This window comes from Nocardioides sp. (assembly GCF_047602075.1).
Classification (GTDB): domain Bacteria; phylum Actinomycetota; class Actinomycetes; order Propionibacteriales; family Nocardioidaceae; genus Nocardioides.
The window spans coordinates 1,838,596-1,861,963 of record NZ_JASGIF010000001.1 but is presented as its reverse complement, the minus strand read 5'-3'; the positions used below and the strand labels follow the sequence as shown (position 1 = coordinate 1,861,963).

Below are 23,368 nucleotides of genomic sequence, written 5' to 3'. Positions count from 1 at the left end.
ATGATTCAGCAGGAGTCGCGACTCAAGGTCGCCGACAACACGGGTGCCAAGGAGATCCTCTGCATCCGTGTGCTCGGTGGCTCTGGGCGTCGCTACGCCGGGATCGGCGACATCATCGTCGCCACCGTCAAGGACGCCATCCCGGGCGGCAACGTCAAGAAGGGCGACGTCGTCAAGGCCGTGGTAGTGCGCACCGTCAAGGAGCGCCGTCGCCCGGACGGTTCCTACATCCGTTTCGACGAGAACGCCGCGGTGATCTTGAAGAACGACGGGGAGCCGCGCGGCACCCGCATCTTCGGTCCGGTGGGCCGCGAGCTGCGCGAGAAGCGGTTCATGAAGATCATCTCGCTCGCACCGGAGGTGCTGTGAGGCATGGGTAAGGGTATGAAGATCAAGAAGGGCGACACCGTCCGCGTCATCGCTGGCAAGGACAAGGGCGCCGAAGGCAAGGTCATCCGGGTGCTTCGCGAGGAGCAGCGCGTGGTGGTCGAGGGCGTCAACCGGGTCAAGAAGCACACCAAGGTCGTCGACCAGGGTGGCCGGGCCGGGACTACCGGCGGCATCGTCACCACCGAGGCGCCGATCCACGTCTCGAACGTCATGCTCGTCGAGGGCAAGGACGTCACCCGCGTGGGCTTCCGCCGCGAAGAGGTCCTCAAGACGCGGCCGGACGGCTCGCAGTACGCCGGCTTCCGCAGCGTGCGGATCTCGCGCAAGACCGGGAAGGACATCTGAGCATGAGCGACACGACGACCGCGACCTCCGCGCCGCGGCTGAAGACGCGCTACCGCGAGGAGATCGTCCCCGCGCTGCGCAGCGAGTTCGACATCGCCAACATCATGCAGGTTCCCGGCCTGGTCAAGATCGTGGTGAACATGGGCGTCGGCGAGGCGGCCCGTGACTCGAAGCTGATCGAGGGCGCCGTCCGCGACCTCACCGTGATCACCGGCCAGAAGCCGACCGTGACCCGCGCGCGCAAGTCGATCGCCCAGTTCAAGCTGCGCGAGGGGATGCCGATCGGCGCCCACGTGACGCTGCGTGGTGACCGGATGTGGGAGTTCCTGGACCGGCTGCTGACGCTGGCCCTGCCCCGCATCCGCGACTTCCGTGGCCTCTCGCCGAAGCAGTTCGACGGACGTGGCAACTACACCTTCGGTCTGACCGAGCAGGTCATGTTCCACGAGATCGACCAGGACAGGGTCGACCGTCAGCGCGGCATGGACATCACGGTGGTCACCTCCGCCGACGACGACGACCAGGGCCGTGCGCTGCTCAAGCAGCTCGGCTTCCCGTTCAAGGAGAACTGAGAACTGACATGGCGAAGACTGCACTGAAGGTCAAGGCCGCCCGCAAGCCGAAGTTCGCCGTCCGCGGCTACACCCGCTGCCAGCGGTGCGGCCGGCCCAAGGCCGTCTACCGCAAGTTCGGCCTGTGCCGGATCTGCCTGCGGGAGATGGCCCACCGCGGCGAGCTGCCCGGCGTGACCAAGTCCTCCTGGTGAGCGATCACCTCGACACACGATCGCTGTAGGTCCGTCGGCCCGTGACGCGGGCGGAAACCGCAGCAGAAAAGAGAAGCACAGCACCATGACGATGACTGACCCGATCGCAGACATGCTGACTCGTCTGCGCAACGCCAACCAGGCGTACCACGACTCCGTGTCGATGCCCTACAGCAAGCTGAAGGCAGGGGTGGCGGAGATCCTCAAACAGGAGGGCTACATCACCTCCTACGACGTGCAGGACAACACCGCCACCGACGGCTCACCGGCCGTGGGCAAGACGCTGACCATCACCTTGAAGTACGGCCGCAACCGGGAGCGCTCGATCGCCGGCGTGCGCCGCATCAGCAAGCCCGGTCTGCGCGTCTACGCCAAGCACACCGGCCTGCCCAAGGTGCTCGGTGGCCTGGGTGTCGCGATCATCTCGACCAGCCAGGGGCTGCTCACCGACCGTCAGGCGAACCAGAAGGGCGTGGGTGGGGAAGTCCTCGCCTACGTCTGGTGACCCGGAGACCGAGAGGAGAAGACAAGCATGTCGCGCATTGGCAAGCTTTCCGATCACGGTCCCGACCGGGGTGGATGTCGCGATCGACGACGCCTTGGTGACCGTCAAGGGCCCCAAGGGCACGCTGAGCCACAGCGTCGCTGCGCCGATCACGGTGGAGCGCGGTGAGGGCGGTGCCCTCGAGGTCAAGCGGCCCGACGACGAGCGGGTCAGCCGCTCGCTGCACGGGCTCACCCGCACCCTGATCAACAACATGGTGATCGGGGTCACCGAGGGCTACGAGAAGCGCTTGGAGATCGTCGGCGTGGGCTACCGCGTCCTGTCCAAGGGCCCGACCCAGCTGGAGTTCCAGCTCGGCTACTCCCACCCGATCACGTTCAACGCTCCGGACGGCATCACCTTCGTGGTGGAGGGCCCGACCAGGCTCGGCGTCCAGGGCATCGACAAGCAGTTGGTCGGCGAGGTCGCTGCGAACATCCGCAAGCTGCGCAAGCCCGAGCCCTACAAGGGCAAGGGTGTGCGGTACGCCGGAGAGCACGTCCGCCGCAAGGTCGGAAAGGCTGGTAAGTAACCCATGGCCATCTCGTTGAAGCAGCACAAGCACGAGGCTGCGCGCACCCACTCACGCCGGCGTCGGCAGCTGCGCGGACGCAAGAAGCTGTCCGGCACCGCCGAGCGCCCCCGTCTGGTGGTGACCCGCACCAGCAAGCACATCTCGGTGCAGGTCGTCGACGACCTGGTGGGTCACACCCTGGTGTCCGCGTCGTCGATGGAGGCCGATGTGCGCGCCCTCGACGGTGACAAGACCGCCAAGGCCAAGCGGGTCGGCGAACTGGTCGCCGCTCGCGCGAAGGCCAACGGCGTCGAGAGCGTGGTCTTCGACCGCGCCGGCAACAAGTACCACGGCCGCATCGCGGCCCTCGCGGACGCCGCCCGGGAGGGCGGCCTGTCCTTCTGAGCAGTCGCGAAGACTCGAACAGGGAAGAGGAAGATCTCATGAGCGGAGCCCAGCGCGGACAGCGCTCGGGTGGCGAGCGTCAAGGCGACCGCCGCGGCCGCGACGACCGTCGCGGACAGGCCGAGAAGAGCGCCTACATCGAGCGCGTCGTCGCGATCAACCGGGTCGCGAAGGTCGTCAAGGGCGGCAGGCGGTTCAGCTTCACCGCCCTGGTCGTCGTCGGCGACGGCGACGGCATGGTCGGCGTCGGCTACGGCAAGGCCAAGGAGGTGCCGGCCGCCATCGCCAAGGGTGTGGAGGAGGCCAAGAAGCACTTCTTCCGGGTCCCCCGGATCCAGGGCACCATCCCGCACCCGGTCCAAGGCGAGAAGGCCGCCGGTGTGGTGCTGCTGCGTCCGGCCGCCCCCGGAACTGGCGTCATCGCCGGTGGTCCGGTGCGTGCCGTGCTGGAGTGCGCCGGCATCCACGACGTGCTCAGCAAGTCGCTCGGGTCGTCCAACCAGATCAACATCGTGCACGCCACCGTCGAGGCGCTCAGGATGCTGGAGGAGCCCGAGGCGGTGGCCGCTCGTCGTGGTCGATCGGTCGAGGAGGTCACTCCTGCGGCCCTGCTGCGTGCGCGTGCCGAGGGCCAGGCCGAGGCGAAGGCCGCCGCTGCCGCGGGGGGTGCCAACTGATGGCACACCTGAAGGTCCAGCAGAAGAAGTCCACGATCGGCTGCAAGCCCAACCAGCGAGCGACGATGCGCTCGCTGGGGCTGAAGCGGATCGGTGACACCGTCGTGAAGGAGGACCGTCCCGAGATCCGGGGGATGGTCCACACCGTTCGCCATCTGGTGGCGGTCGAGATCGTCGAGGGAGGCGAGTGACGTCATGACGTTGAAATTGCACCACCTGCGCCCGGCGCCCGGTGCCAAGACAGCCAAAACCCGTGTCGGACGCGGTGAGGCCTCGAAGGGCAAGACCGCCGGTCGGGGCACCAAGGGCACCAAGGCTCGCGGCCAGGTGCCCGCCGCCTTCGAGGGTGGCCAGATGCCCCTCCACATGCGTCTGCCGAAGTTGAAGGGCTTCAAGAACCCCTTCAAGGTGGAGTTCCAGGTTGTCAACCTCGATCGCCTCGGTGAGCTGTTCCCCGAGGGCGGCGAGGTCACCGTCGCGGACCTGGTCGCCAAGGGCGCGGTCCGCAAGGGCCAGCCGGTCAAGGTCCTCGGCCAGGGCAACCTCTCGGTCGCGGTCCAGGTCAGTGCCGACGCGTTCTCCGCATCGGCCAAGGACAAGATCGAGGCCGCCGGCGGCACCGCCACGGTGCTCTGAGGCTCGGTGAGGGGCGCGCGCAGCACGAGCCTGGCTCGTGACTTGCCGCGCCCCTGTCGCCGTCAGGGTGCCTGTTAGGCTGCCGGAGGCTGAGAAAAGCGCCGGACGGCCCTGTCCCGTCGGTGGCCGCGGCCACCGATCGTGAGCAAGAAAGAGGATCTCGTGCTACGGGCCTTCGTCAACGCGTTTCGGACACCCGATCTGCGGCGCAAGCTGCTGTTCGTGCTGTTCATCATCACGGTGTTTCGGCTCGGATCGCAGATCCCCACCCCTGGCGTCAACGTCGGCAACGTGCAGACCTGCCTCAACACGGTCAACAACAGTGGTCTCTACTCCCTGATCAACCTGTTCTCCGGCGGCGCCCTGCTGCAGTTGACCATCTTCGCGCTGGGCATCATGCCCTACATCACCGCCTCCATCATCTTGCAGCTGCTCGTCGTGGTGATCCCACGGCTGGAGGCGCTGAAGAAGGAGGGCCAGGCGGGTCAGACCAAGATCACGCAGTACACCCGCTATCTCACCTTGGGCCTGGCCGTGCTGCAGGCCACCGGCATCGTCGCGCTGGCCCGCTCCGGTGGCCTGATCCAGGGCTGCAGCGAGAGCCTGCTCTACAACGACGGCATCGGCCTGTTCTTGACGATGGTCGTCGTGATGACCGCCGGCACCGCCGTCATCATGTGGCTCGGCGAGCTGATCACCGAGCGCGGCATCGGCAACGGCATGTCCCTGCTGATCTTCACCCAGGTGGTCTCGGGCTTCCCGTCCTCGATGTGGGCGGTCCAGAAGGGTCGAGGCTGGTGGACCTTCGGTCTGGTGATCGTCATCGGCCTGGTCGTTGTCGCAGCGGTCATCTTCATGGAGCAGGGTCAGCGCCGCATCCCGGTGCAGTACGCCCGCCGGATGGTGGGTCGCAAGATGTTCGGCGGCAGTTCGACGTACATCCCACTCAAGGTCAACCAGGCCGGCGTCATCCCGGTCATCTTCGCCTCGTCGTTGATGTACCTCCCCGCGCTCGCCTCCCAGTTCCAGGCGACCAGCACCAACCCGCCTGCCTGGGTGGGCTGGGTGAACACCTACCTGGTCCGCGGCGACCATCCGCTCTACATGCTCGGCTACTTCCTGCTGATCATCTTCTTCACCTACTTCTATGTCTCGATCACCTTCAACCCCGAAGAGGTCGCCGACAACATGAAGAAGTACGGCGGCTTCATCCCGGGCATCCGCGCCGGCCGGCCGACCGAGGAGTACCTCGCCTATGTGCTGTCGAGGATCACCGCCCCGGGTGCCCTCTACCTCGGTGTGATCGCGCTGATCCCGCTGGTCGCGCTGGTGCTGGTCAACGCCAATCAGAACTTTCCGTTCGGCGGCACGTCCATCCTGATCATGGTGGGCGTCGCCCTCGACACGGTGAAGCAGATCGAGAGCCAGTTGCAGCAGCGGAACTACGAGGGCTTCCTCCGATAGGTTTCACCCACGCAGAAGACCCAGGCCGGGCCGTGCTGGGGACGACGACGACGAAGGGGACGACATGCGCCTGATCATCATGGGACCGCCGGGAGCCGGCAAGGGCACCCAGGCTGTCTTCATCGCCGAGCACTTCAAGATCCCGGCGATCTCCACCGGCGACATCTTCCGGGCCAACGTCACCCGGGGCACCGAGTTGGGCGTCGAGGCGCAGAAGTACATGAACGCCGGCGAGTACGTCCCCGACGAGATCACCAACCTGATGGTCCGCAACCGCATCGACGAGCCGGACGCCGAGCGCGGCTTCCTCCTCGACGGCTACCCGCGCACACTCGCGCAGGTCGAGGAGCTGGACGGGATGATCGCCTTCACCGGGCACCGGCTCGACGGGGTGGTCGTCCTCACCGCCGACCGCGACGAGATCGTCGGGCGCCTCCTCCAACGGGCGCAGACCGAAGGTCGGGCCGACGACACCGAAGACGTGATCAGGCGCCGCCAGGAGGTGTTCGCCGAGCAGACCGCACCGCTGGTCGAGGTCTACCGCGGGCGAGGTCTGCTGGTCGAGGTCGACGGCATGGGAGCGGTCGAGGAAGTCACCCGACGGATCTTCGCCGCGCTCGACGCGCTGCCCGAGAGCTGATGGTCCGCGGCGTCGAGATCAAGACCCCGGCGCAGCTCGACGCGATGCGTCGTGCCGGGCATCTGGTGGGAGAGACGCTCGAGTTGCTGCGCGAGGCCGTAGCGCCGGGGATCACCACCGCCGAGCTCGACTCGCTCGCGGAGCAGCACATCCGTGACGGCGGCGGGATCCCCTCGTTCAAGGGCTATGCCCAGCCGCCCTTCCCCGCCAGCATCTGCGCCTCGGTCAACGACGAGGTCGTCCATGGCATCCCCGGAGCCCGGGTGCTGGTCGACGGCGACGTGATCTCGATCGACTGTGGCGCGATCGTCGACGGCTGGCACGGCGACGCGGCCATCAGTGTGGCGGTCGGGGCGGTGCGCCCCGAGGTCGGTGCGCTGATGGAGGTGACCGAGGCGGCCCTGTGGGCCGGCATCGTGGCTGGCCGCCTCGGCGGCCGGGTGGGTGACATCTCCGCTGCGGTGGAGGCACGGGTCCGCGCGGCCGGCGACTACGGCATCTTGGAGGGCTTCACCGGCCACGGGATCGGCACTCGGATGCACCAGCCCCCGGACGTGCCCAACACCGGTCGTCCGGGCCGCGGGCAGAAGATCGTGCGGGGCCTGGCCCTCGCCATCGAGCCGATGGTGACCCTCGGCTCGCCGTACGGCGTGGAGCTGGACGACGAGTGGACGATCGCCACCTCCGACGGCAGCTGGTCGGCGCACTACGAGCACACGGTGACCTGGACGCCGGACGGCCCGTGGGTGCTGACCGCCCTCGACGGCGGCCAGGCTCGGCTCGCCGAGCTCGGGGTCCTCTGCGGGGGACGGTGATCGCGGGTGGGTGTCACTCTTGAGGTCTGGCTGATCACTGCGGTCATCACGGTCGGGGTGCTGATGTTCGACGTGGTCGTGGTGGGTCGCCACCCTCACGAGCCGAGCATGGCCGAGTGTGCGCGCTACCTGACCGTCTATGTCGCGCTGGCCGTCCTGTTCGGTCTGGGCGTGTGGTGTTTCGCCGGTGGACAGTACGGCGGTGAGTTCTTCGCCGGCTGGCTGACGGAGTACTCCCTCTCCATCGACAACCTGTTCATCTTCATCATCATCATGGGCAAGTTCGCCGTACCCCGTGAGTACCAGCAGACCGTGCTGCTGATCGGGATCGTGCTCGCCCTAGTGCTCCGCGCGATCTTCATCGGGGTGGGTGCCGCAGCCATCAACCAGTTCAGCTGGGTCTTCTACATCTTCGGGTTGTTCCTCGTCTGGACCGCGATCAGCCTGGTCCGTGAGGCCAACGAGGACGACGCGCAATACGACGAGCCATGGTTGATCCGCTACGTCCGCAAGCACTTCCCGATCTCACAGAGTTGGCATGGGGTCCGCTTCTTCGTCTGCGAGGGCGGCAAGCGGATGATGACGCCGATGCTGCTGGTCGTCCTCGCGTTGGGCGTGACCGACCTGCTGTTCGCGCTGGACTCCATCCCCGCCATCTACGGCCTGACCCGAGAGCCCTATCTGGTCTTCACGGCCAACGTCTTCGCCCTGATGGGGCTCCGGCAGCTCTACTTCCTCATCGGTGGTCTGCTGCAACGGCTCGTCTACCTGTCCTACGGGCTCGCCTTCCTGCTCTTCTTCATCGGCGTCAAGCTCGTCTTGCACGCGCTGCACGAGAACGACCTACCCTTCATCAACGGCGGTCGCGGGGTGCACGCCGCCCCCGAGATCCCGATCTGGGCCTCCCTGGTGGTCATCGTCGGAACGCTCGTCGTCACCGCCGTCGCCAGCCTCGCCAAGGGCCGCCTCGACGCCCGCCGGGCGCGCTGAGCCGTCTGCCGCGGTGCTGTGGTGACTCTGGCCCATCTCCCGCGGTGCTGTAGTGGGTTGGGACCCGGTATCCGAGGCACTTTGCCACCACAAGACCGCGGCAGACGCAACAACACCGCGGCAGACGGCGGGGACCTGTCAGTCGACGCAGGTGTCGGCGGTGGGGGAGGACAGCCCCTGGCGGATGAGCTGAACCTGGAGGCAGACCCGGTCGGCTGCGCGCACGGTCACCGCGGACCGCTTGATCCGGCCGCTCTGGCCGGTGTCGGTGCGCTTCCACTGCCAGCTGTCGCCGTCCTTGTGCTGGCCGGGGTAGGCGAAGGTGAAGCGGACGACCCCGCCATGTCGCTCGCCCTTGACGGTGGGTGGCTCACTGGGTGCGTCGGGGAAGACGGACGGCGTCTGGCTCGTGCTGGGGCTTGGGTTCGACTCGGAGGAGTGGTCTCGGTTGCGGTCGACCAGGATCAGGGTGGCAACGGTGGCCAAGACGGCGCCGATGACCAGGGCGACCAGGGCGGCTGTGGCGCGACCACCTCGGTCGCGAGTCTCCTCCGGCTCAGTGGCCCCGGCGATCGGTCGGGGCACCGAGCCCGACACGACGGTGGGTGGCTTGACCCGGGTCTCGTCCTCGTCCGGAGGAGCGAGCGGATCTCGTGAGCGCAGGCCGCCCGGGTCGCCCTCGACGGCGATCGGGGTGCGCGGGTAGCCGCTGGCCGCCTCGATGCGTTGCAGGCTGAGGGCGAGCTCGAGCGCGCTCTGCGGGCGGTACGCCGGCTGCTTGGCCAGGCACTGCTGGAGAAGTCGGTCGAGCCCCGGCGGCGCGTCGGGACGGCGCGTGGCCGGCGGGGCAGCGTGCAGGATGCGCGCGCTGAGCGCTCGGGTGGAGTTGTCGCCGTTGGGAATCGAGAACGGAGACCGACCGACCAGCAGATGCCAGATGGTCGCGCCGAGGGAGTAGACGTCGGAGGCGACCGAGCCGTTGGAGCGTCCGTCCAGCATCTCCGGCGGCGACCACGGATAGGAGATCCGCACGTCCTTGTCGCCCTCGACCTCGTGCACCCGACCGGCGATGCCGAAGTCGGTGAGGGCGGGCTCGGAGTAGGTCGTCACCAAGACGTTGCTGGGCTTGATGTCGCGGTGCAGCACTCCCGATCGGTGGGCCGTCTCGATCGCGCTGGCGAGCTTGATCCCGGTGCTGATCGCCTCCGCGACCGGCATCGGGTTGCCCCGCACGCGTACGCCGAGATCGGGCGGCGGGCAGTAGCGCATCACTAGGAACGGGCGCCCGTCGCCGGTCGTCCCCGCGTTGAGCACCGTGACGATGTAGGGGTGGTCGGCCAGTTGGGCCATCGCGTCGGCCTCGCTGGCGAAGAGCTGCTTCTCGCGCTCGGTGAGGGGGATGTCGGGCCGGACGACCTTCACCGCGACCTTCTGCCGCGGCCACTCCTGCTCGTAGAGGAAGACGTCGGCGAACCCGCCCGTGCCCAGGTGCTCGATGGCCCGATACCCCGGAATCCGGGGTGCGGTCACGGCTCGTCCTCGGCCGAGGCGTCGTAGACGATCTCGTAGGAGTCGGCGAGGTCGAGCGAGTGCCCCGGCTCCAAGACGTAGCGCTCGTTGGCCCGGATCCGCTGGGGCAGCCGTCCAGGCACCCGCAGCGTGGTGCCACCGCGTGAGCCGAGGTCACGGGCGAGCACCAGCCAGCCGTCGAGCTCGATCTGCAGGTGCATCCGGGACACATAGGTGGAGTCCTGCGGAAGGGTGACCAGGTGCGGCCAGTCCGCGCTGCCGGGCACCGGCGCCGGCTTGCGACCGAACACGACACCGCGGTCCAGCGGCACCACCTCGCCGCTCGGCAGGCGCAGCCCGCCGAGCCGGGGCCGTGGGATCCGGCGTGGCTCCTGCGGCGGCACTGCGGTGTGGCAGACGCGGCAGGTCGGTGTGTAGGCGGGCGTCACATGCCCCTGCGGACAGTGCACGGCCAGCACGGTCTCGTGGGTGGACTGACGCAGGTGCTCGCTCTGATCGGAGAGGTACGGCGCCGCCGCGTCCTCACCGGTGCGGTCACCGGGAGGCTGCAAGATGCTGTCCGGCAGCGGGATGCGGGGGACCGTGGTCGCGGCCTCGTCCTCGTCGGTGTAGCTGTCGGCGGGCTTGAAGAAGGTCCGCTCGACCGGAGTGGTCGCGGTGCTGGCAAGGATGTCGGCGGGGATGCCGTCGATCACGTCAGGAACGGTCTGGGCGGGCACGTAGAGCACCGCGGACGCGGCCGGCACCACTCCGGCGAGCAACGGCCGGGCAACGCCGGTGCCGTGCACCCCCACGCTCAGCATCTGGGTGTCACCGTCGGCGGTGACGTGGCCGTCGCCCCAGGTGATCGGTGAATCCGGGTCGTCCAGGTCCACCAGCACCAGACTCGCCTCGTGCAAGGGGTAGACCTGCTCCAGCGCCCCGACTAGCTGCTCGCGAACTGGGCCCGAGGACCCCAGCAGCGACCACCACTCGTCCAGACGGTCGCTCGGCGGCTCGGCATCCAGCAGGAGCCAACGACGGCTCCGCGCCAGCAGGACACCGGGCCCGCCGATGTAACTGGTCTCCACGAGGTCTCCATCCTGATCCTGTAGCGGACGTGGCCGGTCTGGACCAGCCCGAGGCAAAGTTCATTCTTCCCCACCAACCGCCATTCCTGGCGGTATTTGCCCGAGTTGGTTGCCTTCCGGGTTACCCTCGTGCGGGCACTGACGATGGTCTGCGAGGGGTCATGAGGCGCTCGACGGAGCGAAATCGCCGGCGGCACGGTGCCGTCGCGCTGAACCTTGCCCTGGTGCTGGGAGCCGGGAGCGTGGTGGCGTACGCCGTCTCGGCGCAGGGCTACCAGTCCCATGAGCCCGATCTCAACGACGGCGGCATCTGGGTCACCGACAGCCAACTCAGCAGCTTCGGACGGATCAACAAGCCGATCGGGCAACTGGACTCGATCGTCTTCAGCGACAGCCGCTCCACTGTCGACATCCTTCAGCAGAGCTCCGCCGTGGTGGGGGAGAACCTCACCTCGCGGCGGCTGACGGTGATCGACCCGACCACGTCCACTCCGGTCGAGGGACAGCAGGCCCAATTGCCGCAGACCTCCCAGGTGTGGCTCGCCGGCTCGACCCTCGCCGTGCTGGACACCTCTGACGGCCGAGTCTGGGCCACTCGGGTCGAACCGGAGGGCGCTCTGCCGAGCGTGGCCGAGGTTGATCGGGACACCACTCCGGAGGCACAGGCCGGAGCTAACGCCGGTCTCGCCGTCACGCAGAGCGGCACTGTCTTGGTGGCCTCGGCACGCACCGACACTCTTACTCGCCTTACCGCCACCGGCGCAGGTCTGGCCGACCCCACCCCAGAAGACCTCGCAGTGCCCCTGGAAGGGGCACCGTCCGTCACCGCCGTCGGCGAGACCCCGGTCATCCTCGACCAGGCGACCGGACAGCTCACGGTCGTCGGGGGTGCCCGTGCGGTCGTCGACGTCGGCTCGGTCCTGCAGCAGCCGGGGCCCGATGCCGACTCGGTCCTGCTGGAGACACCGACCGCGCTGATCAGCGTGGACCTGACCACCGGCGCGCTGGAGACGATCGCCACGGTCGAGTCGGGCAGTCCGACCGCGCCGGTGCGGCTGGGCACCTGCGAGTTCGGTGCCTGGTCTGGCGGGCGAGGCTATGTCTCCTCACGCTGCGCCGGAGGTGAGGCGTCGACGATCGCTCTCAACCATCACACCAGCGACTTGGTGTTCCGCGTCAACCGAGGCCAGATCCTGCTCAACGACCGGCTCTCTGGCGCGGTGTGGAACATCGACGACGCCCCGACCAAGATCGATAACTGGGAGGCGTTCCGCAACCCCAACGCCGACAACGACAAGAGTTCCGAGCAGCACAACGACAACCCGGGCGACCGCCGGCCGCCGAAAGCCCGCAACGACAGCTTCGGCGCGCGTCCCGGCCGAACCACCGTTACCCATCCGCTGGACAACGACTCCGCTCCGGCGGGCAGGATGCTCGCGGTCAGCTCGGTCGAGCAGCTGTCAGGTCAGTCGGCTCCTGCGACGATCAGCCCGGATGGTCAGACGGTGCAGTTCCAACTGGGCCCGAACGCCTCTGGCAATGCGACCTACGAGTACTACATCACCGACGGCCGCCGCGATGTGGGTGCGCATGCTCGGATCACCGTGGGCGCTCGCAAGAAGGGCAACCAGGCACCCCGGCTGCGCCAGGGATTCAAGGCCAAGACTTGGCCGGTGGCGCCGAGTGGCACCATCACCTTGCCGGTGCTCAGTGACTGGCGTGACCCGGCCGACGGCGACGCGCTCGACGTGGTGTCGGCGACCTTGCCCGAGGGGACCTCCGGAGCGTCGGTGCGGACGACGACCGACGGCCGGATCCGGTTCACCGCGCCGACTCGCCCGGGACCGGTCAAGCTGACCTATGCCGTCAGCGACGGTCGGTCGCAGCCGGTCCCCCAGCAGCTCGCTTTCCGGGTGCAGGACCCCGATCGAGACGAGCCGGTAGCGGCCACCGCCGAGCCGGACATCGTCACCGCCGAGGTCGGTCAACGGGTGACCATCCGTCCGCTGGCCAACGACCTGCCCGGCGCAGATCCGCTCACACCCGATGCGCAGCTCCGTCTCGCCGGAGAGGTGACCAGTCCACGCGGCGCCCAGGTGGAGACCGACCTGGCCCAGGCAACCATCTCGTTCCGGGCGACCCAGGCCAAGTCCTACTTCCTCGACTACGACGCGGCGTACGGCGAAGCTCCGCTCGGCAGCGGCAAGATCCGCGTCGACGTCCGTCAGCGCGAGCGGCGCGGGCCGGTGGCGATGCCCGACACCGCCACCCTCTACGGCACCTCCCCGGCCATCGTCGACGTGCTGGCCAATGACGACGATCCGGGCGGGGGTGTGCTGATGGTGCAGTCCGCCCGCGCGCTCTCGTCCGGGCAGCTGGACATCGCGGTCGTCGACGGCCGCTGGCTGCGGATCAGTGCGCGAGAAGGCGAGCTGCGTCCGAAGGCACAGGTGCTGCGCTACGTCGTCAGCAACGGCGGGCAGACCGCGGTAGGCGAGGTCCAGGTCACCCAGCGTCCGGTCCCGCCGGACAACACCCCGGTGACCGAGACCGACCAGGTGAGTGTGCGGGAGGGCTCCAGCGCCGCGATCCCGGTGCTCGACAACGACTTCAGCCCCTCCGGGGACCAGCTCACCTTGGTCGGCGACGTCGCCGGCCAGAAGTCCGGGCAGCTCGAGGTGACCGGATCCGACGGCTCGGCCAAGGGAGTGGGGGAGGCGTTCACGTCTGGACGCCTGGTCCGCTACGTCGCACCAGAGCGGGTCCGGACAGCGAACACCGTCACCATCACCTACGTCGCCCGCAACTCCCAGGGCGAGACGGCGCCGGGCCGGATCAAGGTGACCGTGCTCCCCGAGACCAAGCACAACCAGCTGCCCGTCGCGCCGATCCTCGAGGGCCGGGTGGTCGCCGGCGACACGGTCACGCTGCGGCTCCCCGGCTCGGGCATCGACCCGGACGGCGACGGCGTGACGGTCGTCGGCCTGGGCTCGGCGCCCGCGCTCGGTCGAGTGGTCAAGGTCGGGGCGAACTCGATCGCGTACCAGGCCTACCCGACCAGCACCGGCACCGACGAGTTCGACTACCTGATCACCGATGCGCGCGGTGGCCGCGCGACGGGCACTGCTCGGGTCGCGGTGACCGCCCCCGGGCTGCCCCAGCCGCCACTGGCGGTGGCCGACGACCTCACCGTCGAGCCCGGTCGGCGGGCGACTGTGTTCCCGATGGCCAACGACTATGTCGCTCCCGGCGATCGGGCTACGGTCGAGCTGGTCGACCCCCCGGCGGGGGTGACCTTGGCCGGCGACGCCGGCCCGGTGCTCGTGCAGACTCCCAAACGGGCTGCGGGCCGCAACATCGAGGTTGTCTATCGACTCACCAACGGCGTGGACACCACCCAGTCGACGATCACGGTGCGCACCGCGGAGCCGTACAACAATCCGCCGGTGGTGGCTGATGCGTTCGGCAACGCCGACGACTCCGCTGCCGTCCGGGTGAACGTCCTCAAGTCCGCCTACGACCCCGACGGACCTACCTCCGAGCTCCGGGTGACCGATGTCTACGCCGCGGACGCCAAGGTGATTCCGGGCGGCCGCATCACCGTGCTCCGAGACGACCATGCCCGGGTGATCCCGTTCCGAGTGGAGGACGCCGACGGAGGTGTGGCCACCGCGAACCTTTACGTCCCACCGACCGGCTCCGGGCTGCCCTACGTCAAGGCGAAGGCCCTGATCAAGCTGGGGCCCGGCGATCAGCGCAAGGTGTCCCTGGACGACTACATCGTCAACCCCTCGGGCGGGCCGATCCGGTTGGCGCCCACCGCGCAGGTGCTCGGCTCGCCGCCGGGCCTCATCACCGTCGTCGCCGGCAAGCAGGACACCCTGACCGTCGGCGCCGCGTCCGGCTACCGCGGGCCGGGGGCAGCCATGGTCGAGGTGACCGCCCGCGGTGAGCGGCAGCCGGTGGTGTTGTCGATCCCGGTCCAGGTCGGCGACGCGGCTCCGATCCTGTCCTGCCCCGAGGCCCCGATCACACTGACCAGCGGCGAGACCCGACCGCTAGACGTCACCAGCCTGTGCCACGTCTTCACCAGCACCCCTCAGCAGCTGGCATCCCTGGTCTACCGCGCGTCTTGGGCCGAGGACGTCTCCGGGCTGAAGCTGCTCTCCGCCCGCGGCCGTGAGATCGAGGTCGCCGCCACCGAGTCGGCCAAGACCGGCACGGAGGGCGTGCTGCTAGTGACCGCGGCCGGCAGCAAGCCCGGCAAGATCAGGGTCCGGGTCGCGACGCCACCCGCGCCCACGCTGGCGCCGATCACGGTGACCGACCTCAAGGCGGGCGAGTCGCGGACCCTCGACCTCGGTCGCTACTTGACCCCCGGCGTCCCGGACGGCCGTCCCACCGTGGTGCGCGTGGATGCCGTCCGAGGTCGAGGCGTGACCGCGACCAAGGCCGGCGGAGACCGGGTCAGGATCTCTGCCATCGCGGCGGCGCAGGGCAGCGCCACCTTCCGGGTGACGATGAGCGACGTCGCCGCCACCGATCGGCCTGACCGGCAAGCGAGCAACCTGTTGACCGTCAGCCTGTTGGGCGTCCCGGACACCCCCGGTGCACCGGTGATCGGTGACGGGCAGTTCAGTGGTGAGGTGCGCCTGGGCTGGCGCGCACCGGCCAACAACGGGTCACCTATCGACCGCTACGAGGTGAAGGCGAGCAACGGCGCGACCCGGACCTGCCCCACCACGTCGTGCAGGTTCTCCGGCCTCGACAACGGGACGGCGTACACCTTCACCGTGCGCGCCCACAACGCCGTCGGCTGGTCGGACTACAGCGGCAGGTCCAAGCCCGCCGAGCCCGAGGGCGTTCCCGGAGTCGTCGGCCCGATCGGCGCCAGCAAGCTGGGCGACGGCCAGCTCACCATCACGTGGGCGGCACCGACGCTGAACGGCAAGCACATCGACAAATACCGCGTCGTGTGGCAGGGCCACAGGGACTACGTGACGTCGCGCTCCTACATCGCGGCTCCGCTGGACAACAACAAGAAGTACCGGTTCACCGTCTACGCCCACAACTCCGCTGGCTGGGGCCCCGGGCTCACCTCCGGACCGCTCCAGTCCAGTGGATCGCCCGGCACTCCGGACCCGCCGGTGATCACGCCGCTCGAGCCGACCGGGGGAGAGACGGTGACGTTGCAGGTGTCGTGGAAACCGGTGCTCAGCGGCTCCGCGGACGCGCTGACCTACACCTTGACCGACGATGCGGGCCGCAACGTCTCGGGCTGCACCAAGATTCAGGAGACCAGCTGTCGGATCCCCGGCATCCGGTACGACGGGCGCAGCTACCGCTACCGGGTCACCGCCGTCAGCGCGGATGCACGGACCAGCGACTTCAGTGATCCGTGGAAAGCGATCGCCGCACCCCTCTCGTGGGGCGCCTGGTCCTGGACGGCGACCGGCCAAGACGCCAAGGCCCAGCTCAACTTCACCGTGCCCAGCTCCCGCGGCGACCAGTCGAAGGTGACCATCTCGGTCGACGGCTCCCCGGTGAGCAATCAGCAGGCCACCGGCTCGGTCCAGCAGACCATCTCGGTCGGCGACAACGACGGGCCTCACGACGTCGTCCTCAAGGTCTGCAACGAGGGTGGCCAGTGCAGCACCTCCAGCACGCAGCAGGTGCAGACCTACGGCCCGCTCACCTCCGGCATGGTCAAGGCCACCCCGGTGCTGACCGACGGCACCGAGATGCGCTGGCAGATCGAGGTCGACCCCAACGGCGCACCGGTCGACGTCATCTTCACCAGCGACCGCCGCGCCGGCACCACCTGGCACGTCGACGCGGTCGACACCCAGACCCTGACGACCGGCACCGTCGACCTCGGCTACTCCGTCACCGAGCACATCGGAATCACCGTCCGGGACACCCCCCGCGGACGGCGGGTCGGACCGCTCACCTTCCAGAAGTCCACCGACGATCCGCCTCCGGCGACGGTCGATATCAGCCGCGGTGACAAGTGCAACGACTCCGGCGACGACCCCTGCCACACCGGCGGAGATGCCGACTCGGACTGCACCGACTCCTCCTGTGGATTCATCGTGCTCGAGGTGCACCACTTCTTCGGTTCGGTCAGCTGCTCGGTCTCCGCCGACGGCGCCGGCGACCTCGGCACCGTGAGCCTTTCCGACGATACGACCAAGCAGACCGCCCTCTACTTCGGCGACCCCGGCAAGACAGTCCTGGCGAGCTGCACGAGCTCCTCGGCCAGTGCGACCGATCGGTTCGATTGGCCGGGTTGAGCCCACCCGGTGCCCTAGCCTGAATGCGGCGCCAGAACAGAAAGTGCCAGAACAGAAAGCGATGACATGACGATCTCCCCGGACCAGGCCGGCTGGTTCAAGCAGACCTTCGACCAGCTGACCGACAACATGGAGAAGGCGATCCTCGGCAAGCGGCACGCCGTCCGGCTCGCCTTGACCTGCCTGCTGTCCGAGGGCCACATCCTTCTCGAGGACGTTCCCGGCACGGGCAAGACGATGCTGGCACGTGCGCTGGCCAACACCGTCCAGGGCAGCCACGCCCGGATCCAGTTCACCCCCGACCTGCTGCCCGCCGACGTCACCGGCGTCACCGTCTACGACCAGCACAAGGGCGGCTTCGAGTTCCACCCCGGCCCGGTGTTCCACTCCATCGTGCTTGCCGACGAGATCAACCGGGCGTCGCCCAAGACTCAGTCTGCCCTGCTCGAAGTGATGGAAGAGGGGCGCGTCACCGTCGACGGGCAGCCACACCCGGTTGGCCGCCCGTTCATGGTCATCGCCACGCAGAACCCGATCGAGCAGGCCGGCACCTACCGGCTCCCGGAGGCGCAGCTCGATCGGTTCTTGATGAAGACGTCGCTGGGCTATCCCGATCGCTCGGCGACCATCGAGTTGCTCGTCAACGCACGGGTGCGTGACCGCGCCGCCCTGGTGGCGCCAGCCATCACCGCCGAGACCATTGCGCAGATGAGCGGCCTGGCCGACGACGTGTACGTCGACCCGGCGGTGGTCTCCTACGTTGCCGAGCTGGCGGAGGAGTCGCGCCGCATGCCGCACGTGAAGCTCGGGCTCTCCGCTCGCGGCTGTCTGGCCTTCGTCCGGGTCGCCAAGACCTGGGCGGCTGCTGACGGGCGTGACCACGTCGTGCCCGACGACATCAAGGAGCTGGCCGAGCCGGTGCTCTGCCACCGACTGCTGCTCGACGCGGAGGCGCAGTTCACCGGGGTCACCATCGAGAGCGTCGTCTCGCGGCTCGTCGACGCCGTCTCGCCGCCGACCGACCGAGTTGCCTGAGGCAACCGGCGTGGAAAGGTCGCCGACCAGGCGGATCCGGGCGCTGCTCGGCATCGTCAACCCGACCGGGTGGGTGATTGCCGGGCTGGGGATCGCCGCTGCCGTGGCGGCCTCGCGGCTGCACTGGCGAGAGGCATCCGCCCTCGCGGTCGCCTGCCTGGCACTGCTGGTGCTGGCGGTGCCGCTGCTGCTCGGACGCACCCGGGTGCGGGTCGACCTGTCCTTGGAGCCGCTGCGGGTGGTGGCCGGCGACTCGGTGGCAGGTTCGGTCACGGTGACCAACCTCGCCTCGACCCGGATGCTGCCCTCGATGCTCGATCTCCCGGTCGGTGACCGGGTGCACCGCTATGGTCTGCCGGCGCTGGCCCCCGATGCCTCTCACGAGGAGACCTTCACCATCCGCACCGAGGCACGGGGGGTCATCCCGGTCGGCCCGGCGATCACCCGGCGTGGTGATCCGTTGGGCATCTTCTCGCGCGACCTGTCCTGGACCGACGTGCCCGAGATCCTGGTCCGCCCCGAGATGGTCCCGCTGGAGTCGCTCGGGGCCGGTCTGCTGCGCGACCTCGAGGGAGTCTCCACCGACGCCTTGTCGCAGAGCGACCTGGCCTTCCACGCGCTGCGGGAGTACGTCCCTGGCGACGACCTGCGCCACGTGCACTGGCGGTCCTCGGCCAAGGCGATGGGAGCGGCCGGACACACCGAGCTGCTGGTGCGCCAGTATCTCGACACTCGCCGCTCCCATGCCACCGTCGTCGTCGACGACATGGTCGAGTCCTGGCCGGACCCAGAGGACTTCGAGATCGCCATGTCGGTCGCCGCCTCGCTCGCCGTACGCGCTGTCTTAGACGAGTTCGACACCTCGTTCATGTGCGGGGACCAGGCCGCCACCGGCAACAACGGCCACGTGGCGCTCGACGCGATCTGTCGCGCCCGGCTGGGCCGCACCGGTCTCGCGACCTCGGCCCAGCGGGCAGGCAGCGTCGCACCGGACACCAGCTTGTTGTTCCTGGTCACCGGTCCCGGCGCCTCCTTCGCCGAGATGCGGCTCGCGGCGTCCGTGTTCGGACCGGAGGTGCGCCGGGTCGCCATGGTCGTGAATCGTCGCCTCAACAGTCGGGCCACCGATGCCGACGGCGTTCCAATCCTGCACCTCGCCGACAAGGCGGACCTGGGTGCACTGCTGAGGTGGAGCCTGCAGTGACCATCACCGCACCCCCGCCGGTGGCGCCGCCGAGGCCGATACCCGACCCCGCCGGTGCCGCCGCTGTGGTCGTCCGCGAGCGCCATTGGTGGCTGCCCCGGCGGGTGCGCCTGGTCGACGCCGGGTTCACCGCCACTGCCGGTGCGCTCGCCCTGGCCGGGTTGGCGCCCTCCTTCGACGGCTACCAGTTCCTCGTCGTCGGCCTCCTCGGATTGCTGCTCGGCACCGCCGCCGGCATATACGTGGTGCATCTGCGGTGGCCGCGCGCACTGTCGCCGGTGGCTGCGGTCGCCGTGTTCTACCTGCTCGGCGGGGTGCTCTGCCTGCGCGAGGTGTCGGCGATCTGGCCGGTGCCGCACACGTGGCGCCTGCTCACCGATCAGCTCGTCTTCGGATGGAAGGACCTGCTCACCACACTGCCGCCGGTGGATGGTCGCGGCCCGTTGCTCACCCTGCCTTGGGCGCTCGGCCTGCTCGCCGGCTCTGGCGCGATGGCCGCCACCTCATGGAAGCCTCCGGACCGCGCTGGCTGCGAGCCATCGCGCCGGCCACCGTGCTCCTTGCGCTGTGGGCGGTGGTGATCCTGCTCGGCCTGGATCACCCCCAGTCCGTGCTCGCCCAAGGGGTCGCCTTCTCGGTGGTGCTCTTGGCCTGGATCGCCGTCCGCGGCCAACGCACCGCCGTGGACCTCGCCGGCAGCACGGGGCGGCTCGGGCGTGCCGCGGTCGCCTGCGCGCTGCTGGTGCTCGCCGGCATGGCCGCAGCACCGGTCGCACTCGGCGGCGACGACCCCAGCGAGCAGCGGGTGATCTTGCGCGATGTGATCGCCCGACCGTTCGACGTGGGCCGCTACCCATCGCCGCTCGCGTCCTTCCGCCGCTACGTCGAGATCCCGCACAACCCGCCAGCAGAGAACCTCTACACCACCGACCTGTTCTCGATCCGAGGCGTCTCCGAGGGCACGCTGGTCCGGTTCGCCACGCTGGACAGCTATGACGGCAAGGTCTGGGGTGCCTCGAACAACGCGATCCCCGGCGCCTCCGACGACACCTACCAACGGGTGTCTTCCACCATCGCCAACCCGGTGTCCGGCGACCGCGTCGAGGTCACCGTGAAGCTCGACGAGGGCTACTCCGGAGTCTGGCTGCCCACCGTCGGCGCCTTGCAGGGCATCCGGTTCCGAAGCGCCGACCTGACCGCGAAGGCCGACTCGTTCCGTTACAACCTGGCCACGTCTGCGGGCGTCGTACCCGCCGGGCTGCGACCCGGCGACGAGTACTCCTTCACCGCCGTGATCCCCGACGGCGACGTGGATGCCGACTCCGTGCCTGGTGGCCCGGTCGGTGAGGCCGGCACGGCCGCCGCGTTCCTGCAGGCCCAGGCATCGGAGTGGTCCAAGGACGAGAAGACCTTGATGAAGCGGGTCTTCGCGGTCGCCGACCACCTGCGCGAGGAGGGCCGCTACACCGACGGCGTGGCTCCGGCTGAGCAGGTCTACCACGCCGGCCACTCCCAGGGCCGCCTCGCCGAGTTCGTCAACTCGCCGATCATCGCCGGCAACGACGAGCAGTACGCCGCCACCATGGCACTGCTGGCCAACCAGATCGGCGTCCCTGCCCGGGTCGTGATGGGAGCGGTCGTCCCCCGCAACGGCGTCGTACGCGGCTCCGACGTCGCCGCCTGGGTCGAGATCCAGGTCTCGGACGGCTCCTGGCGCACGCTGCCGACCTCGGCATTCATGGGCAGCCAGCGCCCCGCCAAGCTGCCGCCCGAGAGCCAGCAGAACGTCGGCGGCACCAACGTGCCACCGCCCGCCCCCATCCCGCCGCCGACCACGGCCGGTGACCAGGCGGACGTGGACGTGAAGGCGGACAAGGCGAAGTCTGACGACCCCAAGCCGTCACCGGAGAAGGGTCCGCTGCTCCCCGGCTGGGCGCGAGCCCTGGTGATCTACGGCGGCATCCCGCTGGCCGTCCTCGGCCTGTTCGCTGCCGGCATCATCGTTGCCAAGGCGGTGCGTCGCCGGCTGCGCCGCCGCTCCCCGCGCACCTCCACGCAGGTCGCCGGAGCCTGGCGTGAGCTCGTCGACCATGCCCGCGACCTCGGTCAACCGGTTGCCGCAGGCGGTGTGGTCACCCGCCGGGAGCAGTCGGTGCAGATGGCCTCTACCACCGCCCCCACCCTTGCCCGGCGTGCCGACGGCTATGTCTTCGGGCCCGAGCCGCCCCCGATGAGTGCAGCCGACTCCTTCTGGGGCGACGTCACCGCAGAGCGCCGGGCGATGTCTTCCGCCGCCTCCCGCAGCCGGCGCCTCCTCGCCGCCGTCAGCCTGCGCACCTTCCGCCGCTCGTAGGGACGGGCCTCGATTAGGGAATTGGGGTGGGGAGTTCTAAACTGGCGTGTCGGCCCAACGTGGGTCTGTTTCGTGGTGCCTCGCGGCTGCCCGGATCACGCTAATCGACTGCCTTGCTGGTTGGTCGTCCGGCGTGCTCGGGGGGAGGGGCTCCCGGAGCGGCCCGACGAGGTCCACGGTAGCCGGTCTGTGACCGGATGCCGGAGGTTCCCGGGCCAACCGGTAGGAAACGACAGATTGTGGAGGACATGCCGAAGAAAGAAGGCGTGATCGAGATCGAGGGCACCGTCGTTGAGGCGCTCCCGAACGCCATGTTCAGGGTTGAGCTCAGCAACGGGCACAAGGTGCTCGCCCACATCAGCGGCAAGATGCGTCAGCACTACATCCGGATCCTCCCCGAGGACCGGGTGGTGGTGGAGCTCTCGCCGTACGACCTCACCCGAGGCCGGATCGTCTACCGCTACAAGTGAGGGCTGCTCCGGCAGTCGCGAGCCGCACACCAGAAAGGACCTCCTCGTGAAGGTCAACCCCAGCGTCAAGCCGATCTGCGACAAGTGCAAGGTGATCCGTCGCCATGGCCGCGTCATGGTGATCTGCGAGAACCCCCGCCACAAGCAGCGGCAGGGCTGACGAGACAGGCCAGGCTCACCGCCGGGCCGCACTGAGAACTCCATATCGAAACCACGTGTTCGCTCAGCCGTCCTCGGACGGTGAACCACCTCCGGAACGGATGGCCGGAGCTCGACCGCTCGGTGCGAGACGCAACACGACCACACCACCGTGAACCGAAAGGGACAACTGCCACATGGCACGCCTTGTTGGTGTCGACCTGCCGCGCGACAAGCGCATCGAGGTCGCACTCACCTACATCTACGGCATCGGCCGCACCAGCGCCCAGCAGGTGCTCGCGGCCACCGGGATCAACCCCGACCTCCGCGTCCACCAGTTGGGCGACGACGAGCTGGTCAAGCTCCGCGACGAGATCGAGGCCAACTACAAGATCGAGGGTGACCTCCGTCGTGAGGTCCAGGCCGACATCCGGCGCAAGATCGAGATCGGCAGCTATCAGGGTCGCCGGCACCGTCAGGGCCTTCCGGTCCGCGGGCAGCGCACCAAGACCAACGCGCGCACCCGCAAGGGCCCCAAGCGCACCGTCGCCGGCAAGAAGAAGGCCAAGTAGCCGCCTCTGGGCTCGGCTCGCCACCACGGCGCCGACCCGACCAGACCTCATCGACCAGCTAGACGCAGGAGATCGCATTGCCCCCCAAGAGTCGCCAGAGCGGCGCCAAGAAGGTGCGCCGCAAGGAGAAGAAGAACGTCGTTCAGGGCGAGGCCCACATCAAGAGCACGTTCAACAACACCATCGTCACCATCACCGACCCGACGGGTGCGGTGATCTCGTGGGCCTCTGCCGGCACCGTCGGCTTCAAGGGCTCGCGCAAGTCCACGCCGTTCGCCGCGCAGATGGCGGCCGAGGCCGCCGGTCGGCGTGCCATGGAGCACGGCATGAAGAAGATCGACGTCTTCGTCAAGGGCCCCGGTTCGGGTCGTGAGACGGCGATCCGGTCGCTGGGTGCCATCGGCCTCGAGGTCGGCACCATCCAAGACGTCACCCCGGTGCCGCACAACGGTTGCCGCCCGCCCAAGCGCCGGCGCGTCTGACCGCAGCGCCCACCCACAGGACTTGAAGGAGACCC

General features: G+C 68.9%; 24 protein-coding genes and 1 pseudogene. 23 read left to right on the top strand and 2 right to left on the bottom strand.

Going from position 1 to position 23,368, the window contains the following annotated elements; all coding sequences use genetic code 11:
* The 14 genes and pseudogenes from rplN (at window position 1) to QM714_RS09320 (ending at window position 8,186) form a co-directional block, all read left to right on the top strand.
* Entirely contained in the window at window positions 1-369 is a 369-nt protein-coding gene (gene rplN, locus QM714_RS09385) for a 50S ribosomal protein L14 (protein WP_415099768.1), read from the top strand.
* Window positions 370-384: 15 nt separating this feature from the next.
* The gene (gene rplX / locus QM714_RS09380; protein WP_415101040.1) at window positions 385-735 is read left to right on the top strand and encodes a 50S ribosomal protein L24; all 351 of its coding nucleotides are present in this window, start codon (window positions 385-387) and stop codon (window positions 733-735) included.
* Window positions 736-737: 2 nt separating this feature from the next.
* Window positions 738-1,307 carry a 50S ribosomal protein L5 gene (gene rplE / locus QM714_RS09375; RefSeq protein WP_415099766.1) on the top strand — a complete coding sequence of 190 codons (570 nt, stop codon included), beginning with the start codon at window positions 738-740 and terminating at the stop codon, window positions 1,305-1,307.
* Between the two features lie 8 nt (window positions 1,308-1,315).
* Window positions 1,316-1,501, top strand: a complete 186-nt coding sequence (locus tag QM714_RS09370) for a type Z 30S ribosomal protein S14 (RefSeq protein WP_011757321.1) — start codon at window positions 1,316-1,318, stop codon at window positions 1,499-1,501.
* Between the two features lie 85 nt (window positions 1,502-1,586).
* Complete coding sequence (gene rpsH / locus QM714_RS09365) at window positions 1,587-2,006, top strand: 30S ribosomal protein S8 (protein ID WP_415099763.1); 420 nt, start codon at window positions 1,587-1,589, stop codon at window positions 2,004-2,006.
* A gap of 27 nt (window positions 2,007-2,033) precedes the next feature.
* Window positions 2,034-2,577: pseudogene (gene rplF, locus QM714_RS09360) on the top strand (50S ribosomal protein L6).
* Window positions 2,578-2,580: 3 nt separating this feature from the next.
* Window positions 2,581-2,964 (top strand): 50S ribosomal protein L18, encoded by a 384-nt coding sequence (rplR, locus tag QM714_RS09355; protein ID WP_415099761.1) that lies wholly within the window; start codon window positions 2,581-2,583, stop codon window positions 2,962-2,964.
* Window positions 2,965-3,002: 38 nt separating this feature from the next.
* Window positions 3,003-3,641 carry a 30S ribosomal protein S5 gene (gene rpsE, locus QM714_RS09350; RefSeq protein WP_415099759.1) on the top strand — a complete coding sequence of 213 codons (639 nt, stop codon included), beginning with the start codon at window positions 3,003-3,005 and terminating at the stop codon, window positions 3,639-3,641.
* Window positions 3,641-3,832, top strand: coding sequence for a 50S ribosomal protein L30 (gene rpmD / locus QM714_RS09345; RefSeq protein WP_415099757.1), 192 nt, complete (start codon window positions 3,641-3,643; stop codon window positions 3,830-3,832). Before rpsE ends, rpmD begins: the two co-directional genes overlap by 1 nt.
* A 4-nt stretch (window positions 3,833-3,836) precedes the next feature.
* On the top strand, window positions 3,837-4,277 hold the full coding sequence (gene rplO / locus QM714_RS09340) for a 50S ribosomal protein L15 (protein ID WP_415099755.1): 441 nt from the start codon (window positions 3,837-3,839) through the stop codon (window positions 4,275-4,277).
* A 162-nt stretch (window positions 4,278-4,439) separates the two neighbouring features.
* Window positions 4,440-5,741 (top strand): preprotein translocase subunit SecY, encoded by a 1,302-nt coding sequence (secY, locus tag QM714_RS09335; RefSeq protein WP_415101038.1) that lies wholly within the window; start codon window positions 4,440-4,442, stop codon window positions 5,739-5,741.
* Between the two features lie 64 nt (window positions 5,742-5,805).
* Window positions 5,806-6,381 (top strand): adenylate kinase, encoded by a 576-nt coding sequence (locus QM714_RS09330; protein WP_415099753.1) that lies wholly within the window; start codon window positions 5,806-5,808, stop codon window positions 6,379-6,381.
* Entirely contained in the window at window positions 6,381-7,196 is an 816-nt protein-coding gene (gene map, locus QM714_RS09325) for a type I methionyl aminopeptidase (RefSeq protein ID WP_415099751.1), read from the top strand. The genes QM714_RS09330 and map overlap by 1 nt, the downstream gene beginning before the upstream one ends.
* 6 nt (window positions 7,197-7,202) lie before the next feature.
* Window positions 7,203-8,186 (top strand): TerC family protein, encoded by a 984-nt coding sequence (locus QM714_RS09320; RefSeq protein ID WP_415099749.1) that lies wholly within the window; start codon window positions 7,203-7,205, stop codon window positions 8,184-8,186.
* A 138-nt stretch (window positions 8,187-8,324) separates the two neighbouring features.
* Here QM714_RS09320 and QM714_RS09315 read toward each other — a convergent pair whose 3' ends face one another.
* Window positions 8,325-9,716 (bottom strand): serine/threonine-protein kinase, encoded by a 1,392-nt coding sequence (locus QM714_RS09315; RefSeq protein WP_415099747.1) that lies wholly within the window; start codon window positions 9,714-9,716, stop codon window positions 8,325-8,327.
* Entirely contained in the window at window positions 9,713-10,786 is a 1,074-nt protein-coding gene (locus QM714_RS09310) for an FHA domain-containing protein (protein ID WP_415099745.1), read from the bottom strand. Before QM714_RS09310 ends, QM714_RS09315 begins: the two co-directional genes overlap by 4 nt.
* A gap of 161 nt (window positions 10,787-10,947) precedes the next feature.
* Here QM714_RS09310 and QM714_RS09305 point away from each other — a divergent pair, with 161 nt between their 5' ends.
* The 9 genes from QM714_RS09305 to rpsK all read left to right on the top strand — a co-directional run bounded on the left by QM714_RS09305 (window position 10,948) and on the right by rpsK (window position 23,333).
* On the top strand, window positions 10,948-17,079 hold the full coding sequence (locus QM714_RS09305) for an Ig-like domain-containing protein (protein WP_415099743.1): 6,132 nt from the start codon (window positions 10,948-10,950) through the stop codon (window positions 17,077-17,079).
* 66 nt (window positions 17,080-17,145) lie between these two features.
* Window positions 17,146-18,114 carry an AAA family ATPase gene (locus QM714_RS09300; protein WP_415099741.1) on the top strand — a complete coding sequence of 323 codons (969 nt, stop codon included), beginning with the start codon at window positions 17,146-17,148 and terminating at the stop codon, window positions 18,112-18,114.
* A gap of 10 nt (window positions 18,115-18,124) precedes the next feature.
* Window positions 18,125-19,318: a DUF58 domain-containing protein gene (locus QM714_RS09295; RefSeq protein WP_415099739.1), complete on the top strand. Its 1,194-nt coding sequence runs from the start codon at window positions 18,125-18,127 to the stop codon at window positions 19,316-19,318.
* Complete coding sequence (locus QM714_RS09290) at window positions 19,315-19,899, top strand: hypothetical protein (protein ID WP_415099737.1); 585 nt, start codon at window positions 19,315-19,317, stop codon at window positions 19,897-19,899. The genes QM714_RS09295 and QM714_RS09290 overlap by 4 nt, the downstream gene beginning before the upstream one ends.
* On the top strand, window positions 19,824-21,671 hold the full coding sequence (locus QM714_RS09285) for a DUF3488 and transglutaminase-like domain-containing protein (protein WP_415099735.1): 1,848 nt from the start codon (window positions 19,824-19,826) through the stop codon (window positions 21,669-21,671). The genes QM714_RS09290 and QM714_RS09285 overlap by 76 nt, the downstream gene beginning before the upstream one ends.
* Before the next feature lie 248 nt (window positions 21,672-21,919).
* Window positions 21,920-22,141, top strand: coding sequence for a translation initiation factor IF-1 (gene infA / locus QM714_RS09280; protein WP_011757309.1), 222 nt, complete (start codon window positions 21,920-21,922; stop codon window positions 22,139-22,141).
* Between the two features lie 46 nt (window positions 22,142-22,187).
* Window positions 22,188-22,301, top strand: a complete 114-nt coding sequence (rpmJ, locus tag QM714_RS09275; RefSeq protein ID WP_004008316.1) for a 50S ribosomal protein L36 — start codon at window positions 22,188-22,190, stop codon at window positions 22,299-22,301.
* Window positions 22,302-22,476: 175 nt separating this feature from the next.
* Window positions 22,477-22,851 carry a 30S ribosomal protein S13 gene (rpsM, locus tag QM714_RS09270; protein WP_415099733.1) on the top strand — a complete coding sequence of 125 codons (375 nt, stop codon included), beginning with the start codon at window positions 22,477-22,479 and terminating at the stop codon, window positions 22,849-22,851.
* Window positions 22,852-22,928: 77 nt separating this feature from the next.
* Window positions 22,929-23,333 carry a 30S ribosomal protein S11 gene (rpsK, locus tag QM714_RS09265; protein ID WP_415099731.1) on the top strand — a complete coding sequence of 135 codons (405 nt, stop codon included), beginning with the start codon at window positions 22,929-22,931 and terminating at the stop codon, window positions 23,331-23,333.
* Window positions 23,334-23,368: the final 35 nt, after the last annotated feature.

Bases quoted from the DNA above. Each gene is read 5' to 3' on its own strand.
- rplN (WP_415099768.1), top strand. From the start codon at position 1: ATGATTCAGCAGGAGTCGCGACTCAAGGTCGCCGACAACACGGGTGCC.
- rplX (WP_415101040.1), top strand. From the start codon at position 385: ATGAAGATCAAGAAGGGCGACACCGTCCGCGTCATCGCTGGCAAGGAC.
- rplE (WP_415099766.1), top strand. From the start codon at position 738: ATGAGCGACACGACGACCGCGACCTCCGCGCCGCGGCTGAAGACGCGC.
- QM714_RS09370 (WP_011757321.1), top strand. From the start codon at position 1,316: ATGGCGAAGACTGCACTGAAGGTCAAGGCCGCCCGCAAGCCGAAGTTC.
- rpsH (WP_415099763.1), top strand. From the start codon at position 1,587: ATGACGATGACTGACCCGATCGCAGACATGCTGACTCGTCTGCGCAAC.
- rplR (WP_415099761.1), top strand. From the start codon at position 2,581: ATGGCCATCTCGTTGAAGCAGCACAAGCACGAGGCTGCGCGCACCCAC.
- rpsE (WP_415099759.1), top strand. From the start codon at position 3,003: ATGAGCGGAGCCCAGCGCGGACAGCGCTCGGGTGGCGAGCGTCAAGGC.
- rpmD (WP_415099757.1), top strand. From the start codon at position 3,641: ATGGCACACCTGAAGGTCCAGCAGAAGAAGTCCACGATCGGCTGCAAG.
- rplO (WP_415099755.1), top strand. From the start codon at position 3,837: ATGACGTTGAAATTGCACCACCTGCGCCCGGCGCCCGGTGCCAAGACA.
- QM714_RS09330 (WP_415099753.1), top strand. From the start codon at position 5,806: ATGCGCCTGATCATCATGGGACCGCCGGGAGCCGGCAAGGGCACCCAG.
- map (WP_415099751.1), top strand. From the start codon at position 6,381: ATGGTCCGCGGCGTCGAGATCAAGACCCCGGCGCAGCTCGACGCGATG.
- QM714_RS09305 (WP_415099743.1), top strand. From the start codon at position 10,948: ATGAGGCGCTCGACGGAGCGAAATCGCCGGCGGCACGGTGCCGTCGCG.
- QM714_RS09300 (WP_415099741.1), top strand. From the start codon at position 17,146: ATGACGATCTCCCCGGACCAGGCCGGCTGGTTCAAGCAGACCTTCGAC.
- QM714_RS09285 (WP_415099735.1), top strand. From the start codon at position 19,824: ATGGAAGCCTCCGGACCGCGCTGGCTGCGAGCCATCGCGCCGGCCACC.
- infA (WP_011757309.1), top strand. From the start codon at position 21,920: ATGCCGAAGAAAGAAGGCGTGATCGAGATCGAGGGCACCGTCGTTGAG.
- rpsM (WP_415099733.1), top strand. From the start codon at position 22,477: ATGGCACGCCTTGTTGGTGTCGACCTGCCGCGCGACAAGCGCATCGAG.